This window comes from Micromonospora sp. NPDC049679 (assembly GCF_040659735.1).
Taxonomy (GTDB): domain Bacteria; phylum Actinomycetota; class Actinomycetes; order Mycobacteriales; family Micromonosporaceae; genus Micromonospora_I.
The window spans coordinates 51819-66974 of the sequence record NZ_JBFANZ010000015.1 but is presented as its reverse complement, the minus strand read 5'-3'; the positions used below and the strand labels follow the sequence as shown (position 1 = coordinate 66974).

At 70.6% G+C, this 15156-nt stretch carries 16 protein-coding genes; 9 read left to right on the top strand and 7 right to left on the bottom strand.

Features of this window, described 5'->3' with window-relative positions; translation table 11 throughout:
* Positions 1-246: 246 nt before the first annotated feature.
* The 4 genes from AB0J06_RS12485 (at position 247) to AB0J06_RS12470 (ending at position 3253) form a co-directional block, all read left to right on the top strand.
* The gene (locus AB0J06_RS12485; RefSeq protein WP_357427660.1) at positions 247-1398 is read left to right on the top strand and encodes a DNA-binding protein; all 1152 of its coding nucleotides are present in this window, start codon (positions 247-249) and stop codon (positions 1396-1398) included.
* Complete coding sequence (locus AB0J06_RS12480) at positions 1391-1951, top strand: NUDIX hydrolase (protein ID WP_357427658.1); 561 nt, start codon at positions 1391-1393, stop codon at positions 1949-1951. The genes AB0J06_RS12485 and AB0J06_RS12480 overlap by 8 nt, the downstream gene beginning before the upstream one ends.
* A 4-nt stretch (positions 1952-1955) precedes the next feature.
* Complete coding sequence (locus AB0J06_RS12475) at positions 1956-2516, top strand: GNAT family N-acetyltransferase (RefSeq protein WP_357427656.1); 561 nt, start codon at positions 1956-1958, stop codon at positions 2514-2516.
* Positions 2517-2695: 179 nt separating this feature from the next.
* Positions 2696-3253 (top strand): flavoprotein, encoded by a 558-nt coding sequence (locus AB0J06_RS12470; RefSeq protein WP_357427654.1) that lies wholly within the window; start codon positions 2696-2698, stop codon positions 3251-3253.
* Positions 3254-3257: 4 nt separating this feature from the next.
* On the opposite strand, the gene AB0J06_RS12465 is transcribed toward AB0J06_RS12470, so the two are convergent.
* Positions 3258-3608 carry a DUF2203 domain-containing protein gene (locus AB0J06_RS12465; RefSeq protein ID WP_357427652.1) on the bottom strand — a complete coding sequence of 117 codons (351 nt, stop codon included), beginning with the start codon at positions 3606-3608 and terminating at the stop codon, positions 3258-3260.
* 161 nt (positions 3609-3769) lie between these two features.
* Between AB0J06_RS12465 and AB0J06_RS12460 the strand changes: the two genes are divergently transcribed.
* The 3 genes from AB0J06_RS12460 (at position 3770) to AB0J06_RS12450 (ending at position 5803) form a co-directional block, all read left to right on the top strand.
* Positions 3770-4303: a sigma-70 family RNA polymerase sigma factor gene (locus AB0J06_RS12460; protein ID WP_357427650.1), complete on the top strand. Its 534-nt coding sequence runs from the start codon at positions 3770-3772 to the stop codon at positions 4301-4303.
* Positions 4300-5307 (top strand): CU044_5270 family protein, encoded by a 1008-nt coding sequence (locus tag AB0J06_RS12455; protein WP_357427648.1) that lies wholly within the window; start codon positions 4300-4302, stop codon positions 5305-5307. The genes AB0J06_RS12460 and AB0J06_RS12455 overlap by 4 nt, the downstream gene beginning before the upstream one ends.
* Before the next feature lie 91 nt (positions 5308-5398).
* Positions 5399-5803: a hypothetical protein gene (locus tag AB0J06_RS12450; RefSeq protein ID WP_357427646.1), complete on the top strand. Its 405-nt coding sequence runs from the start codon at positions 5399-5401 to the stop codon at positions 5801-5803.
* Positions 5804-5902: 99 nt separating this feature from the next.
* On the opposite strand, the gene AB0J06_RS12445 is transcribed toward AB0J06_RS12450, so the two are convergent.
* The 5 genes from AB0J06_RS12445 to AB0J06_RS12425 all read right to left on the bottom strand — a co-directional run bounded on the left by AB0J06_RS12445 (position 5903) and on the right by AB0J06_RS12425 (position 9920).
* Positions 5903-6268, bottom strand: a complete 366-nt coding sequence (locus AB0J06_RS12445; protein WP_357427644.1) for a hypothetical protein — start codon at positions 6266-6268, stop codon at positions 5903-5905.
* A 96-nt stretch (positions 6269-6364) separates the two neighbouring features.
* Entirely contained in the window at positions 6365-7195 is an 831-nt protein-coding gene (proC, locus tag AB0J06_RS12440) for a pyrroline-5-carboxylate reductase (RefSeq protein WP_357427777.1), read from the bottom strand.
* A 169-nt stretch (positions 7196-7364) separates the two neighbouring features.
* Positions 7365-8393 carry a 6-phosphofructokinase gene (locus AB0J06_RS12435; RefSeq protein WP_357427642.1) on the bottom strand — a complete coding sequence of 343 codons (1029 nt, stop codon included), beginning with the start codon at positions 8391-8393 and terminating at the stop codon, positions 7365-7367.
* Between the two features lie 278 nt (positions 8394-8671).
* Entirely contained in the window at positions 8672-9172 is a 501-nt protein-coding gene (locus tag AB0J06_RS12430) for a polyadenylate-specific 3'-exoribonuclease AS (RefSeq protein ID WP_357427640.1), read from the bottom strand.
* Between the two features lie 115 nt (positions 9173-9287).
* Entirely contained in the window at positions 9288-9920 is a 633-nt protein-coding gene (locus tag AB0J06_RS12425; RefSeq protein ID WP_357427638.1) for a phosphotransferase, read from the bottom strand.
* Positions 9921-10290: 370 nt separating this feature from the next.
* Between AB0J06_RS12425 and AB0J06_RS12420 the strand changes: the two genes are divergently transcribed.
* Positions 10291-10983, top strand: coding sequence for a Crp/Fnr family transcriptional regulator (locus AB0J06_RS12420; RefSeq protein ID WP_357427636.1), 693 nt, complete (start codon positions 10291-10293; stop codon positions 10981-10983).
* A 65-nt stretch (positions 10984-11048) separates the two neighbouring features.
* Here AB0J06_RS12420 and AB0J06_RS12415 read toward each other — a convergent pair whose 3' ends face one another.
* A complete protein-coding gene (locus AB0J06_RS12415) occupies positions 11049-11297 on the bottom strand; it encodes a hypothetical protein (RefSeq protein ID WP_357427634.1) in 249 nt (82 codons plus the stop codon).
* A 187-nt stretch (positions 11298-11484) separates the two neighbouring features.
* Between AB0J06_RS12415 and AB0J06_RS12410 the strand changes: the two genes are divergently transcribed.
* On the top strand, positions 11485-15120 hold the full coding sequence (locus AB0J06_RS12410; RefSeq protein ID WP_357427775.1) for an adenylate/guanylate cyclase domain-containing protein: 3636 nt from the start codon (positions 11485-11487) through the stop codon (positions 15118-15120).
* Positions 15121-15156 lie beyond the last annotated feature (36 nt).

Genomic DNA, 15156 nt, shown 5'->3' with positions numbered 1-15156 from the left:
CCGAGGCAGCGAAGGACGCTGTACTGCGCGTGTGGGACGCGGTTAGCGCACGACAATCGCACGGGCACCTGCGGCGGTTGCCGCCAGGAGCAGCGACGCCGGCTCCTGGCTCCCCCGCCGTTGCCGCCAGGTTTCTGGCGCACGAAGGAGTTCCGAGCGGCATTCGCGAGTCGCCACATCGGCCGCGTCATCAAGGTCTACCGCCATCACCCGATTCACGGCGCCCGTCCGCTCCCGCAGGAGGTCGTGGCTAGCTGGATGGGGCAAACGCAGGCGCAGCTCAGTCGACTGGAGAACGGCCCCGCCCTACGCCATATTGATCGGCTTGCCGCATGGGCCAGGCTCCTCGACATGCCGCAGGACCTGCTGTGGATCGCCCTACCGCCGGGGACGTCGCCGAACCGCGACCACCACGCACGAGGGAACGCGCGTGAAATGCCTTCACCCGAAGCCCATCTGCACTTCATTCGGTCACTGCGTAGCGCTGACCGGCAGGTTGGTGGCGGGCACCTCTATGCATCGGTGACGGCCTACCTGGCTGACACTGGCGATCTATCTCCACAGCAACTCCCCGCGGCGTTCGCACCGAAGCAACTCCTCGCCGCTACGGCGTCTTTGAACGAGATGGCGGGATGGATGGCCCATGACTCCGCTGCGGCCGGCCCGGCGCGGAAACATCTGTACCGTGCGATGGCGCTCGCGGGGCACAGCGGCGATCATCAACTCGCCGCGCAGGCGTCCGCCAGCATCAGTCACTTTGCGTGCCATCACGGTAATTCCAGGGCGGCCATCTCATTCGCGCAGGACGGATTGAGACATCTCGGAAGCGGGCCGCCACACGGCCGTCTCCAATCGAAACTCCTTGCCATGCAGGCACGCGGCCTGGCATCTGGAGGAAGGGTTGCAGAAGCGGCTACCGTCCTCGCGGAGGCGGAGAAGGCTCTTCAGCGAGAGACGTGCGTGACTTCCGACTGGCTGAGCCCATTCGACACCGCATCTTTCGCCATCGAAGCGGCTCGCTTCTTCCTGCGCATAGGTGACCTTGCCGAGGCGCGGAGACGACTAGAGGATGCACTCGCCCATACGCCTGCTGTCCGCGTCAGGAGCCGGGCGTTCGCTCAACTGATGCTCGTCACCGCGCTCCTCGGCAGGGGTGAACTGGACGAAGCTTGCTCGCTGGTTGAAGAAACATTAGGAGTCGTCGCCGGGCTTGGTTCGGCGATCATCGGAGACCACCTCGACCACGTCGGGATGCTACTCGCGCCGCACACCACGACGTCGCCACATGTCACGCCACTCCTGGACCGCCTCCGCAGTGTCGTGCGCGAGCAAGCATGGATCGCTTCGGTTCACGCGCTCCACGAGGCCACGATTCAGGGCGAGCCAGCTGATGGATGACCGTCCACTCTTCGAACGTGACCCGGCGGCGTGGCACGCCCACCTCGCGGAGGGCAACGCGAGACAGGCGCGGAAACGCGTCGGTGCGGACGTGCTGATCCGCAACGACCGGGGCGAGGTGCTGCTGGTGAATCCGCGGTACAAACCGGACTGGGATCTTCCAGGGGGCATGGCCGAGGCCAACGAAGCTCCGCACGGGGCGGCGCAGCGCGAATTACGGGAAGAACTCGGACTTCAGTTGAGGCTGCAAACCGTTCTGGTGGTCGACTGGGTCGCCCCGCACGGACCGTGGGACGACAGCCTCATGTTCGTGTTCGACGGTGGGACGCTGACGAACGCGCAGATCAGTAGCCTCCGGCTGACGGACGACGAACTGACGGGCTATCAGTTCTGCTCACCAAAAGCAGCGAAGTCCTTACTTCGCCCCTACGTCGCGGCCCGCGTCACGGCGTCCATCGCGGCGGCGGCAGAGGGTTTCCCGTGCTACCTGGTCAACGGAATCAGAAGTTTTGGTGCAGTCCACCCATCTGCCGCCCATCCTACGGCCCAATGAGCTCATGAACCACGAACTGACTTTCGCGCACCATGACGTTGACAGCGCAAAGCCGGTAGTCGACCAACTGGTCGCGGTCTACCTCGAAGCCCACGAGGATGACGGCCCGTTTTACAGCGAGGACCGCTACCGCCGCCAATTAGCGGCGCACATGAACGTGCCGGGCTGGAGCCAGGTGGCGGCGAGTCTCGGCGACGAGATGATCGGGTACATCTACGGCTTTCCCCTGCCGCGTGGGACACGCTGGTGGGAAGGGCTGCAGACGCCGGTACCTGACGACTTCACCCATGAGACCGGCCGGCGCACGTTCGCACTCAGCGAGCTGTTGGTCCGGCCAACATGGCGTCGACGGGGCATTGCCAAGGCACTGCATGACGAGTTGCTCAACAGCCGACCCGAGGAGCGGGCCACCCTGCTCGCCCGTCCCGACAACGAACCGGCGCAAGCCACGTACGCCAAGTGGGGCTGGCAGAAAGTCGCAGAGTTGTGTCCAAACTGGGAGCACGCGCCGCTCTTCGACGTGCTTCTCCGCCCGCGAACTGCACCAGCACGAAACCTGCTCTAGCGCCTACGACGCTTCTTCCTGCTCCGTGACCGTTGGCGGTAACACGAGCGCCATCCGCGTATTCCGTTGCAAGACCACGCAGGGATGATGCCCATGTCGGCCCGCGAAGGGCCATTGGCGCGGGAGAATGCCACCCAGCGGCACCGAGGGATCGAGCGCCGACGCGGTAGGGAGCGGGAGTGACCGGAACAGCACCACGACCAGTCCTGTACGTCATCGCATGCGGCGGCCGGCCCGCCGGTGAGCTGGGTCCGTTCGCCAAGTCGTGCCAGGACGAGGGGTGGGACGTGTGCGTCGTGGCCACCCCGTCGGCGCTCAAGTTCATGGACCCGGTAGCGCTGGCCGACCTGACCGGCCATCCCGTGCGACACGACTACAAGCATCCGGACGAGCCGGACGTGCTCCCGCCGCCCGACGCCATGGTGGTCGCGCCGGCCACCTTCAACACGATCAACAAGTGGGCGTACGGAGCGAGCGACACGCTCGCGCTCGGCCTGCTCAACGAAGCGGTCGGCCTCGGTCTGCCGCTCGCGGCCGCGCCGACGCCCACCGCGGCGTTGGCCCGGCATCCGGCCTTCACCGAGAGCGTCGCGCGGTTGCGGTCCTGGCGGGTCAGCGTGCTCTTCGACCCCGGACGTCTCGCCACCGGCGACGCGCCGCCGTTCGTGCCGTGGGACGCGCTGATCGAGACGGTCGCCCACTGGCGCAGCCGCCGCCTTCCGGGCGTTACGCCCTGACGGGTCAGACCGGGCGGCGGCCGGAGAAGCCGCACTCGACCCGGTGGTACCACCGGATCTCCTCGTCCCCCTCCAGCCAGCACCAGAGCACGGGTCGTCCGTCGCGTTCGCCGGAGAAGTCCAGCAGCATCGGCGCGAAGCCCTTGACCTGGATGTCGTGCCCGTTGAGCTCCTCCAGAATCGCGTAGATCCGGGCCTCCAGCGCCTTGACCTCGGGCACTCCGCCGAGCGGGCTGGTGCCGCCGTCGGCGAGGTCGGCCCGCAACTCGGTCAGGTCCGCGCGGAGGTTGATCAGCTCATCTATCCGGGGGCGCAGCGTCGCCATCAGGTGGCGCGCCTGGGCGAGGGTGAACACGCCCGCCAGTATGGTCCATCCGGCCGGGTGCATTTGCCCCCACTGTGCCGGGATAGCCGTACCTGAGTCGATCGCCCGAGCTGTGCAGGCCGCTGCGCGTGCTCCGGAAAATTGACCATGCGGTCCGTAACGTCCGGCCGGCGGCTGACACAAGTATGGGTATGAGGGAAGTCAACGACCGGGAGACGGACTGGTTCCGCGGGCTCTACGCGCGGCACTATCCGGACGTCGTGCGCTATGGCCTGCGCCGGCTCGACGGCCCGACGGCGGCCGAGGAACTGGCCCAGGAGGTGTTCCTGGTGACCTGGCGGCGCCGGTGGGAGGTGCCGGCGCGGACCCTTCCCTGGCTGTACGGGGTCGCCCGTCGAGTGCTGGCCAACCATTGGCGGGCGCAGCGGGCCGTACCCCCGTCCGTGGAACTGACCGAGACGGTCGCGCTGGACCGGCATGACGGCGTCGTGCGGCTGGTCGACGTGCGTTCGGCGCTCTTCCGCCTGTCCGACGACGATCAAGAGATCTTGCGGCTGGTCGGCTGGGAGCAGTTGTCGGTGGGCGAGGCGGCGCTGGTCCTGGGCTGCGGTCCGGCCACGGCCAAGGTGCGGCTGCACCGGGCACGGCGGCGGCTCACCGCGATGGTGCGGGAGCGATCCGAACCGACCCCTTCGATCATCAGCCAGCTGGGAGGAGCGCGATGAGCAAGCGGGTGCGGGAACTACTTGAAGCGGCTGACCCGGCGCGTGGGGCGCAGGTGGGGGCCGGTGATGTCGAGGCGCTCCTCCTACTCGCCCGCGCCGACATCACTCCCCACGCCGCTGTCGTGCCGGCGCGGCCACGGGGTTCGCGGCTCGCCGTCGTCGGTGCCGCCTGCGGCGCCATCGTTGTCGTGGCGACCGCGATCACGGTCCTGCAGCCCACCCCCGGACCGCCCGGATCGCCCGCGCCCTCCATCGTTCCGGATACCACCCGGGTCCCGGCCGACTGCCTGACGCCGATCGCGGACGGTCTGCGAGCCACGTCGTACGACGGGCGGACCGGACGGTATGAGTACCTCCACATGACAGGGCACAGCGGCTATCAGATCCAGATGCCGGGTAGACCCACCGGCGTCGCCACGGCACTGTTCAGCCATGAGACATCGCAGTGGCTCGCGGCCGACGGGTCGGGACGCATGCGCGTCGTTCGCGGGGCGCCGACGTACCCGGACGAGGCGTCGCGGAGTTTCTACGCCCAGCACCCGGATATCGGGCCGAAGGCGGGTAGCGAGACGAAGGACCTACGCTCCGGAGACTTCACCGTCACCGTGTTGCCCGCCGCGAATCCGGCAGCGATGGAGCAGGCGCTGTACCAACCGCGGGAGAACGGTCCGTCGCAGGCGCTCGTCGGCGTCGCGGGCCTGAACAGCCAGCGGGTTCTGGACTCTGCGCACCGGGCTGCTGTGCTGCGGTTCCTCGCCGGAACGGAGGGGGTGACCTGCCGCGGCGAACAGACCGATCCCGCCGGACGCAGCGGCATCGCGGTCTCGGCCGGCGGTGGCCGGAGTCCTCAGCCGAGCCCCGGCGACCAGGGCCGGGAGTATCTGCTCATCGACCCGCAGACCGGGGAGGTCCTGGCCAGCGGCGTCGGTGACGCCACCGCCGCGGGTGTCGTCACGTGGTCGACGGTGTACCTGGAACGGGGTCACACGGACGTGCTCGGCTGACGACGTCCCGGAAACGGAGGCGCAACCGCCCACCGCTCATCGCCGGCGTCGGCGGTCGCGTCGCGCCGTAGGGGCGACTCGTTGGAGGCATGTGACCCTGCCGGATCTGTCGGAGTATCGGCCGCACAAGGTCGTGACCGATGTCGATCTTGAGGGCGTGGTCGTGCCGGGTCTGTCGGCCACGTTCCACCGCCGCGCGGCCGGGTCGCGGGTGCGGACCGTCGGCGTCTACCGCTACGCCGGGGTCGAGCTCTTCATGGCGTGGGGGTACGTCGGCGAACCGCACTGCCGGTTCACCGCGCTGCGCCGTTCCGACGGATCGTGGGGGCCGCCCCGGCCGGGCTGTCCCCCGGTTGCGAAGGCTCGCGACGGCGGGCGGGTGACGGCGCTGACGATCAACGGCCATGTGCTGCCGACCGCACCCGGTCGCCCACCCGCCGTACCGAGGGGGAGGGCGGATCCCGGCGTGCCGCCGCCGGCACCGGTGACGCCGTAGATCCACATTGCCCCGGGAGCCGTTAGCGCGTGTCCGGCCGACCAACCCGCCGCGAAACGGGCCCGGACGGCAATCCGGCACGATCAGCCGGACACGCCGCTAGACCGGCTCCGACGCGGCCGCGGGGGAAGGCGCGGACCGGCGTACGAAGATCAGAGACGCGACCGTCAGGCCGAGCGCCAGGACGAGCGAGACCGCGTGCACCAGCGGGTGGACGATCGGCACGAAGGCGATCACCGCGACCGGCGCCTGGACCATGGCGACCAGCGCCAGCAGCAGTCCGCGCCGACGGCCACCCCAGAGGTACGCGGTCCAGAGCGGCGCGGTGACCACGGCGAGTACGAGCACGTCCAGCGCGGCGTGCAGGGCCGGGTTGGTGGCCTTGTCGTGAGCGAAGGCCGATGCCGGAGCGGAGACCATCAGCGCCGCCGCCACAATGCCGAGGATGATCGCTGGACGCCGCATGATCCACCTCCGAGAGTGCCGATATCGCTACTCGTTGTGGTGAAGGTAGTAGCGCGGCATCCCCGGTGGGAAGGGGGTGAAACATGAATGAACCTATTAGAGGTTCTGCTCGGCCAGCTCCCGCGCCCGGTCCCGGGCGGCCTCCAACGCGGCGAGCAGCGCCGCGCGGACCCCGTGGTTTTCCAGCTCGCGGATGGCGGAGATGGTGGTGCCGGCGGGCGATGTGACCGCCTCGCGCAGCTTGACCGGGTGTTCGCCGGAGTCACGCAGCATGACCGCCGAACCGATCGCGGTCTGCACGATCAGATCGTGCGCCACCTGACGCGGCAGCCCGAGCAGGATGCCGGCGTCGATCATCGCCTCGACCAGCAGGTAGAAGTAGGCCGGGCCGGATCCGGAGAGCGCCGTGACGGCGTCCTGCTGCGACTCGGGCACCCGGATGGTGGCGCCGAGCGGCTTGAACATCTCCTCGGCGAGCATCAGGTGCGCCGCGGTCGCGTGCGGGCCGGCGGAGATCGCGGTCATCGCCTCGTCGACGAGCGCCGGGGTGTTGGTCATGACCCGGACGACCGGGGTCCCGTCGGGGAGCCGGCGGTTGAAGAAGCTGGTCGGCAGGCCGGCGCAGAGCGAGATCACCAGCTTGTCGGCGGGGACCTTCGGGCCGATCTCGTCCAGCAGACCGGCGGCGTCCTGCGGCTTGACCGCGATCGCGAGCACCTCCGCCTCGTCGACCGCGGTGAAGTTGTCGACCATGCGTACGCCGTAGCGGGCGCCCAGTTCGGCGGCGCGCTCCTCCCGGCGGGCGGTGGCGAGCAGCTTGGCGGCCGGCCAGCCCGCGCGCAGCAGCCCGGAGAGCATCAGCTCGCCGATCTTTCCGGTGCCGATCACCGCGACCGTGTGCGCTCCCGGCACCACTACTCCCGGCATGACCGCGTCCGTCCCCTCATTCACGTTCCGCACCCCCGCTGATCACCGCCACGACCCCGCCGCGGCCTCCGTCGATCAAGGACTTCCCCGTCGATCAAGGGTTAGTTCACACGATTGAAGATCAGACCGTGGGAGTTTGCCCTTGATCGACGGGGTCGGCCTTGGTCGGTCAGCTGCCGAAGAAGACCTCGGCCTCGTTGTAGCGCTCCAGCGGCACGGTCTTCAGCTCGCGCGTCGCCTCGGCCAACGGCACCCGCACGATGTCCGTGCCCTGCATGGCGACCATCTTGCCCCAGTCACCCTCGTGCGCGGCGTCGATCGCGTGCAGCCCGAGCCGGGTGGCGAGCACCCGGTCGAACGCCGTCGGCGTGCCACCGCGCTGGATGTGGCCGAGCACGACCGTGCGGGCCTCCTTGCCGGTCTTCGCTTCGATCTGCTCGGCCAGCCACTGGCCGATGCCGCCGAGACGCACGTGGCCGAACGAATCCAGCTGCTGGTGTTGCACCACCATCTGGCCCTCCATCGGGTGGGCGCCCTCGGAGACCACCACGATCGGGGCGTACTGGTGCTGGAAGCGCTTCTCGACGTAGCCCGCGACCTGGTCCACATCGAACGGCCGTTCCGGCAGAAGGATCACGTTGGCGCCGCCGGCGAGCCCGGCGTGCAGGGCGATCCAGCCGGCGTGCCGCCCCATCACCTCGACGACCAGCGTGCGGTGGTGGCTCTCCGCCGTGGTGTGCAGGCGGTCGATCGCCTCCATCGCGATGTTGACCGCGGTGTCGAAGCCGAAGGTGTAGTCCGTCGCGCCGAGGTCGTTGTCGATCGTCTTCGGCACCCCGACGACGTTGACGCCGAGCTCGTGCAGCTTGGTCGCGACCCCCAGGGTGTCCTCGCCGCCGATCGCGACCAGCGCGTCGACGCCCTGCTCCGCGAGATTGGTCTTGATCTTCTCGACGCCGCCGTCAATCTTGAACGGGTTGGTGCGCGACGAGCCGAGGATGGTGCCGCCGCGGGGCAGGATGCCCCGGACCTCCGCGATGCCGAGGGGCTTGCTGACCCCCTCCAACGGACCCCGCCAGCCGTCGCGGAAGCCGATGAACTCGTGTCCGTACTCAGCGACGCCTTTACGCACCACCGCTCGGATCACCGCGTTCAGACCTGGGCAGTCGCCGCCGCCGGTGAGCACGCCGATACGCATGATCTGCTCATCCTCCAGGAACTCGAGGTAAGCCCATTCAAGCCCCAGGTACGCAGTCAGGTCAGACCATCGGCGTCGTTGCCGGCCCGGGGCGGGCCGTCAGTGCGCACTGTAGTCGTCCGGCAAGGCGGCGGGCCACCACGTTGGACGATCTCTCTCCCTCGCGACCCGACGGTGCGAACGCGGTCCACGCGCGATGATCGGCGTGATCAGGGAGCCGACGTCGTGGCGCGCCGACGACACACGCGGGCCGTTCCCTGATCACGCGGATCTCGGGGTCAGGAGCGGGTGCGCATGGCGTGCCAGCGGGCCAGATTGTGGCGGGCGTCGACGAGTGCGTCGTGCCGGCCGGACTCCGCGTCGGGCAGCGGCGGGCGCCCCCGGTCGTCCCAGAGCTGGCGCAGTTCCTTGGTGAAGCGCGGGATCTCCCGTGGCAGCGCGGGCATCGCACCCCAGAGCTGGGCGAGCACCACGTGGTCGTACGCCGCGAACCAGGCCCACAGCTCGATCTGCTCCCCCGGCCGGCCGCGCAGCGGCTCGACGAGAAACTCGTAGAGCTCATCGCGGATACGCTCCCGCGACCGCCACGCCCGGTCGGCCGGCGAGGGCAGCTTGTCGAGCACGTTGCGACGCACCCACGGTATCGCCCGGGAGTCGTCGAACTCCGTGGAGACCGCGTAGAACTCGCGGCCGTACTCGTCGACGACGCCGATCGACACCAGGTCGACGGTCCGGCCGTCCTCGATGAACTCACAGTCGTAGAAATAGCGGTAGACCATCACCGCCATCCTTGCCGATCGGCGGACGCCGAGTGACGGCGGGGCGGTCAGTGGTCGCACCCGGGCGTCGGAGGGCGCGGCCGGCGCGTACGGATCAGCGCCCGGCACAGGAGGATCAGCGTTCGACGCAGGCGATCCGGGCGAGGGCGTCGCGGGCGGCGTGCAGGCCGGCGAGGTTGTCGGCGGCGTCGCGCACCCCGGTCACGTCGGCCTCGTGGATGCGACGGGCGAACCAGTCGGCCTGCGCCGCCCAGCGGAAGCGCAGCAGCACCGGCAGCGTCGTTTCGATCTCGTCGCGCGGCACCGGCCCCGCCGCCGCGTAGCCGTCGAGCAGGTCTCCGGCCACGTCCGGGCCGCCGGCGTACATCACCGCGGACGCCACGTCGAACATCAGCGGGCCGCTCGCCGCGGAGCCCCAGTCGATCACGCCGGTCCGGCCGGTCCCGCCGGGCACCCGGCGCAGCAGCGCCAACGCCCCCTCGGCGAGGTCGACGACGAGCCGGCCGGCGAGCGTGCGTACGGGCGCCCCGGCGTCGATCCCGCGGGTCAGCAGATGGTGTGCGGCTGCCAGACCGGCCTCGAAGTGGGCACGCCGCTGGGCCGGAACGAGTTTGGCGACGTATTCCTCACCGTCGACGGCGACCAGCCAGGTAAGTGACGTCAGGCCGCGGGCGAGGGGCGCGATGCGGTCGGGAACGCAGTGCCACCCGGTGCGGAGCGCCCTGCGGAGCGCATCGTCGTACGCCACTGCGGAATTATCCCTCACGCGGCTCTCCGTGGCGATAATGCAAAAGCTCCGTTTTAGCGGTGATAAGTGGCGACCGGCCGGAGAGAAGCTGATTTCAACGCCTCTCCGGCCGGCCCGGCATCCCCGCGGCCCCGACCCGCCGAGCCCCCGTACGGCCCCCACCCACCGGCGGATCTGAAAGAAGTCTGCCGGGGCACGATGCACAGGACTGTCACAGAAATGATTCCGGGGGTGTACAGCACGCGACAGGCCCGCCATGATCTATGTTGATATCGCTCAACGAGTGGTATCTGCTGTTAGTTCGCCTGCTTCCGGGCGACACGAATTGTCCGGAGCAGGACTGTGGTCCTTACCGGGGAGGGGTTGGACCGTGGAGGTTCGCCTGCCGGATCCCGGTGATGCGCTCACCGGCGTCGAGATGTTCGCTGGTCTCGAGCCCGAGGTGCGTCAACGGGTGATCGCCGCGGCGGTGCCCCGCACCTACCGCAAAGGCCAGTTGCTGTTCGTCGAGAACGACCCCGGCGAATCCCTCATCGTGCTCAAGCGCGGCGCCGTGGCGGTGTTCCGCACCGCGCCGACCGGCGAGCGCGCGGTGCTGTCGGTGATCCGCCCTCCGGACGTGCTCGGCGAAGTCTCGCTGCTGGACGCCTCCACCCGCTCGGCGTCGGCGGAGGCGATCGAGGACTGCACGGCTCTCGCGCTCTCCCGGGGCGCCTTCATGGACCTGGTGCACTCCAACCCGCGCATCCTCGACGCGGTGATGCGCTCGCTCGGCGGGCTGATCCGCCGGCTCACCGAGCAGAACGCCGATCACGTCTTCCTCGACCTGCCCGGTCGGGTCGCCAAGACGCTGGTCCGGCTGGCCGGGGAGAGCCAGGCGCCGATGATCACGATCGAGCTCAACCAGAGTCAGTTGGCCGAGATGGCCGGCGGCTCGCGGCAGAGCGTCAACCAGGCGATCGGCTCGTTCGCCAGCCGGGGCTGGCTGCGTACCGAGGGGCGGCGGATCGTGGTCACGGACGTGTCGGCGCTGCGCCGCCGGGCGGGCATGGCCGACCGCTAGGACGTCAGACGTGGTTCGGGGCGGGACGCCGACGGCGTGCCCGCCCCGCATTCGATCCGGTCGCGTCAGGGGCGGTCGCTGGTCGGCCCGGCCCAGGCCTGCGGGTCGGTGGTCGGCCCCGCCCAGGTGATTCCTTCCTTGCCCCCGGTCGGATTGTCGCCCGTCGGGCCGGCCCAGTTGGTGCCGTCGCTGTGCACGATGCCCTTGGACTCGAGATCGGCCAGGGTCGCCGCATCCACGTCCACCATCTCCCCCGCGGCGTGGCTAACGCCTCCGCCATCGGTCCACTCCGCGTCAAGCCGGACGTAAACCATCGACGTATCTCCCTCTTTAGTGGTGACCAACGGCTGCCCGACTGTAGCCCGCACCACCCTGGACGGGCACTGTCCATTAACCAACAGCCGGGTTCACGACAGAGCGTCCGCCCGCGATACTCGGCACTGGCGGCCCGACGGTCGCCGTGCGCGATCCCGACCGACCGAGACATGCCAGGAGGCCGGCATTCCCGCCCCATGCGCCCGGTGTGGCCGGACCGCTGCCGACGAGGACCGTTTCTGCGGTGGCTGCGGTGCGGAGTTGGCGTCCGCCTGCCAACACTGCGGCCACCCGCTCCCCTCGGACGCCGCCTTCTGCACGTCCTGCGGCGCCCCGGTGGCGGACGGGGCGCGACCGGCCTCGGGCACCCTGGAGGACCGGCGTCGGGTGAGTGTCCTCTTTGTCGATCTCATCGACTTCACCCCCTACGTCGAGCAGTCCGATCCGGAGCTGGTCCGGGCCATGCAGACCGGCTTCTTCTCCGCCGCCCGGCGCGTGGTCGGGCAGTACGGCGGCGTGGTGGAGAAGTACATCGGCGACGCGGTGATGGCGCTCTTCGGCGCCCCGGTCGCCACCGAGACCGACGCGCTGCGGTGCGTACGGGCCGGTTTGGAGCTGCAGCGGGTACTCGCCCGGTTCGCTCCCGCGCAGGACGCCCGGCCGGCCGGACAGCAGCGCGGGGGCGCACGGGCCAGCCTGCGGTTCCGGGTCGGCGTGGCCACCGGCGAGGCGCTCGTCGACGTGGCCGCGGCGCGTGACGGGGGGCAGGCGATCGTCGCCGGCGACGTGGTCAACACCGCCTCGCGGATACAGTCGGTGGCGCCGCCCGGCGGGGTACTGGTCTGCGGCAACAGCTACGCGCTGACCAAGACCGGGATCCAGTACGAGGAGCAGCCGGCCGTCACGCTCCGCGGGCGCTCCTCCCCCACCGAGGTGTGGCTGGCGCTCGCGCCTGTGCAGCGCCAGCAGCCCGACCGCGAGCCCGACGTCACCCCGCTGGTCGACCGCGAACACGAGCTGGGGTTGCTGGTCAACGCGCTGCACCGGTCGATGCGTGATCAGCTGCCGCAGGTGGTGACGCTGCTGGGCCGGGCCGGGATCGGCAAGAGCCGCCTGGTGCGTGAGCTGTTCCGGCACGCGGAGCGGCTCATCGACGAGCCGTTGACCTGGCGCACCGGGCGCTGCCCTCCGTTCGGGGAGAACGTCACGTTCGCCGCGCTCGCCGACATCGTCAAGGCCGAGGCGGGCATTCTCGACACCGACACCGCCGGCTCGGCCGCCCAACGGCTCGAGTCGGCGGTCGCCGAACTGGTCGATCCCCTGGAGGCCGACCGGCTGACCGACGCGCTGCGCCCGCTGGTCGGGCTCTCCGGTCCGAAGCTCCCCGCCGAGGAGACCGAGTCCGCGTGGCGGCGGTTCCTCGTCGCGCTCGCCGCCCGCAAGCCGACCGTGCTGGTCTTCGAGGACCTGCACTGGGCCGACGACACGATGTTGCGCTTCATCGACCTGCTCGGCGGCTCCGCGCGGGACGTGCCGTTGCTGCTGCTCTGCACCGCCCGGCCGGAGCTGGTCGACCGGGATCCGAGCTGGGCGGGGTCGATCGCCGGTTCGCTGACGATCACCCTGCCGCCGCTGCGCAACACCGGCATCGCCTCGCTCTACGCGCACATGTTCGGCCAGGCCGCGTTCTCCGCCGATCTGCTCAGCCCGCTCGTCGAGGTCGCCGACGGCAACCCGCTCTACGCCCACGAATACGTCCGGATGCTCATCGAGCAGGGGGCACTGCAGCAGTCCGGGCGGGGATGGTCGCTGGAGAAGAGCCAGAACCTGCCGATGCCGGACAGCGTCCACGCCGTCATCGCCAACCGGGTCGACCTGCTCGACGCGCAGGACCGTACGGTTCTGCTGGCCGCCTCCGTGGTCGGCATGCAGTTCTGGCCCGGGGCGGTCGCCGCCGCCCTCGGCCGGCCCGTCGAGACGGTCGAACGCGCACTGCGGCGGCTGGAGCAGCGCGACTTCGTGCACGAGCAGCCCACGTCCACCATGGCCGGGCAGTCCGAGCTGCGCTTCCGCCACGTCCTGGTCCGCGACGTCTGTTACCAACGGCTCCCCCGCACCGAGCGGGTGGCCCGGCACGAGCGGACCGCCGACTGGCTCGACGGGCTCTCCCGCACCCGGGACACCGACCTGGCGGAGGTGCTCGCCCACCACCGGTGGGCCGCACACGAGATCGCCCGCACGTTGGGGGTCGACACCGACCGGTACGCCCCGGCGGCGCGCGAAGCGCTGCACCGGGCGGCGCGCCGGGCGTACTCGTTGCACGTGCTGGACGCCGCGGCCAGTCACGCCGGTCGCGCCCTTGCGCTCGCCGACGACACCGACCCGGTCGGCCGGCTTCAGCTTGAGCTGCTCAGCACGGAGATCTCGTTCTACCGGGACGGCACCGGCTTCCTCTCCGGTGGCGGCACCGAGCAGTTGACCGCGCTCGCCGACCGTCTCCACGCCCTCGGCGACCGGGCGTGTGCCGCCCGCGCCTGGACCCTGCTCGGCAAGGCCGCCTGGCTGCGCGCCGACCGGGACGCCGCGCTGTCGTGCCTGGACCGGGCGGTCGCCCTCTTCGAGGCGCTGCCGGACACGGCGGAGAAGGCCGACGCCTACGCCGAACTGGGCCGGCTGCACATGCTCAACTACGAGCGCGACGCGGCGATCAACGCGGCCGGCATCGCCGCGGACATCGCCGAGCGGCTGGGGCTGATCGAGGCGCGCACCAACGCGCGGATCACGATGGCGGCGGCGCGTTACCAGGCCGGCGACCGGGTGGGGCTGGACGAGCTGCACTCCGCCACCGAGTTCTGCCGCCGCCACCAACTGCTCGCGCTGCCCCGCGCGATCCAGAACCTGGCGTACGCGATCCGCGAGGAAGGCGACTGGCTCCGCTCGGACCAGCTGCTGACGGACGGCTCCGACAGCGTCCACGGTGGACATACCTTGGCGACCGGATACTCCGGGGAGGCGATGCGGGCCTACTTCGCCGGCGAGTTCGACAAGCTGCTCACCGCCGCCGACGCCTTCGTCGACACCCCGACCGGGCGCTGGGACATGCAGGTCCGCGGCCTGCGCTCCTGCCTGCGGGTGCTGCGGGGCGAGCCGGTACCGGGCGGGAAGGAGGCGGTCACGCCCTCCGGCGCGGGCCTGCCGCGGCCGCTCTCCGAGCCGGTGGACGCCCCCGGCGACGACGTCACCGACGCGCTCGAAACCGCCCGGCGCAGCGGCTTCCACCGCCTGCACTGGACCACCCTCGGCCTGGGCGCGCTGTGCCGCGCGCTGCAGGGGCGGCACAAGGACGCGACCGAGCTTCTCGACGAGCTGGCCGGGACATGGTCGGCGGTGCCGGCGCTCGCCAGCGGAGAGTGGATCGCCGCGGCCGCGTACGCCGCCGCACTCGCCGGACGGGACGCGGCCGGGCAGGTGCGCGGGATGCTCGACGGGGTCGGCCACCGCACGCCCTGGGCGGAGGCGGCGCTACGGACGGTCAGCGCGGCCGTCGTGGCCGCCGAGGGGGACCACGCGCGGGCCGGGCAGCTCCATCTGGCCGCCGCGGAGATCTACGCCCAGATTCCGGACACCACGGACCGGATGCTGGCGCTGGCGCTGGCGGCGGGCGAGCTGGAACGGGCGGACGACCGGAGCGCGGCGGAGGTGGCGTTGGCGGAGGTCCGCACCTTCGCGCTGCGCAACCAGGCCCCCGGCCTGCTGCTGCTGACCGATCCCCCCGGCACAGCGAATCCCGGAGCCGACTGGTCCCCCACCCTCGCCTCCTGACCCCCGGTCGGCCCTCCTTGATCGACGGGGGCGGGG

Bases quoted from the DNA above. Each gene is read 5' to 3' on its own strand.
- AB0J06_RS12480 (WP_357427658.1), top strand. From the start codon at position 1,391: ATGGATGACCGTCCACTCTTCGAACGTGACCCGGCGGCGTGGCACGCC.
- AB0J06_RS12475 (WP_357427656.1), top strand. From the start codon at position 1,956: ATGAACCACGAACTGACTTTCGCGCACCATGACGTTGACAGCGCAAAG.
- AB0J06_RS12460 (WP_357427650.1), top strand. From the start codon at position 3,770: ATGAGGGAAGTCAACGACCGGGAGACGGACTGGTTCCGCGGGCTCTAC.
- AB0J06_RS12455 (WP_357427648.1), top strand. From the start codon at position 4,300: ATGAGCAAGCGGGTGCGGGAACTACTTGAAGCGGCTGACCCGGCGCGT.
- AB0J06_RS12445 (WP_357427644.1), bottom strand. From the start codon at position 6,268: ATGCGGCGTCCAGCGATCATCCTCGGCATTGTGGCGGCGGCGCTGATG.
- proC (WP_357427777.1), bottom strand. From the start codon at position 7,195: ATGCCGGGAGTAGTGGTGCCGGGAGCGCACACGGTCGCGGTGATCGGC.
- AB0J06_RS12435 (WP_357427642.1), bottom strand. From the start codon at position 8,393: ATGCGTATCGGCGTGCTCACCGGCGGCGGCGACTGCCCAGGTCTGAAC.
- AB0J06_RS12430 (WP_357427640.1), bottom strand. From the start codon at position 9,172: ATGGTCTACCGCTATTTCTACGACTGTGAGTTCATCGAGGACGGCCGG.
- AB0J06_RS12415 (WP_357427634.1), bottom strand. From the start codon at position 11,297: ATGGTTTACGTCCGGCTTGACGCGGAGTGGACCGATGGCGGAGGCGTT.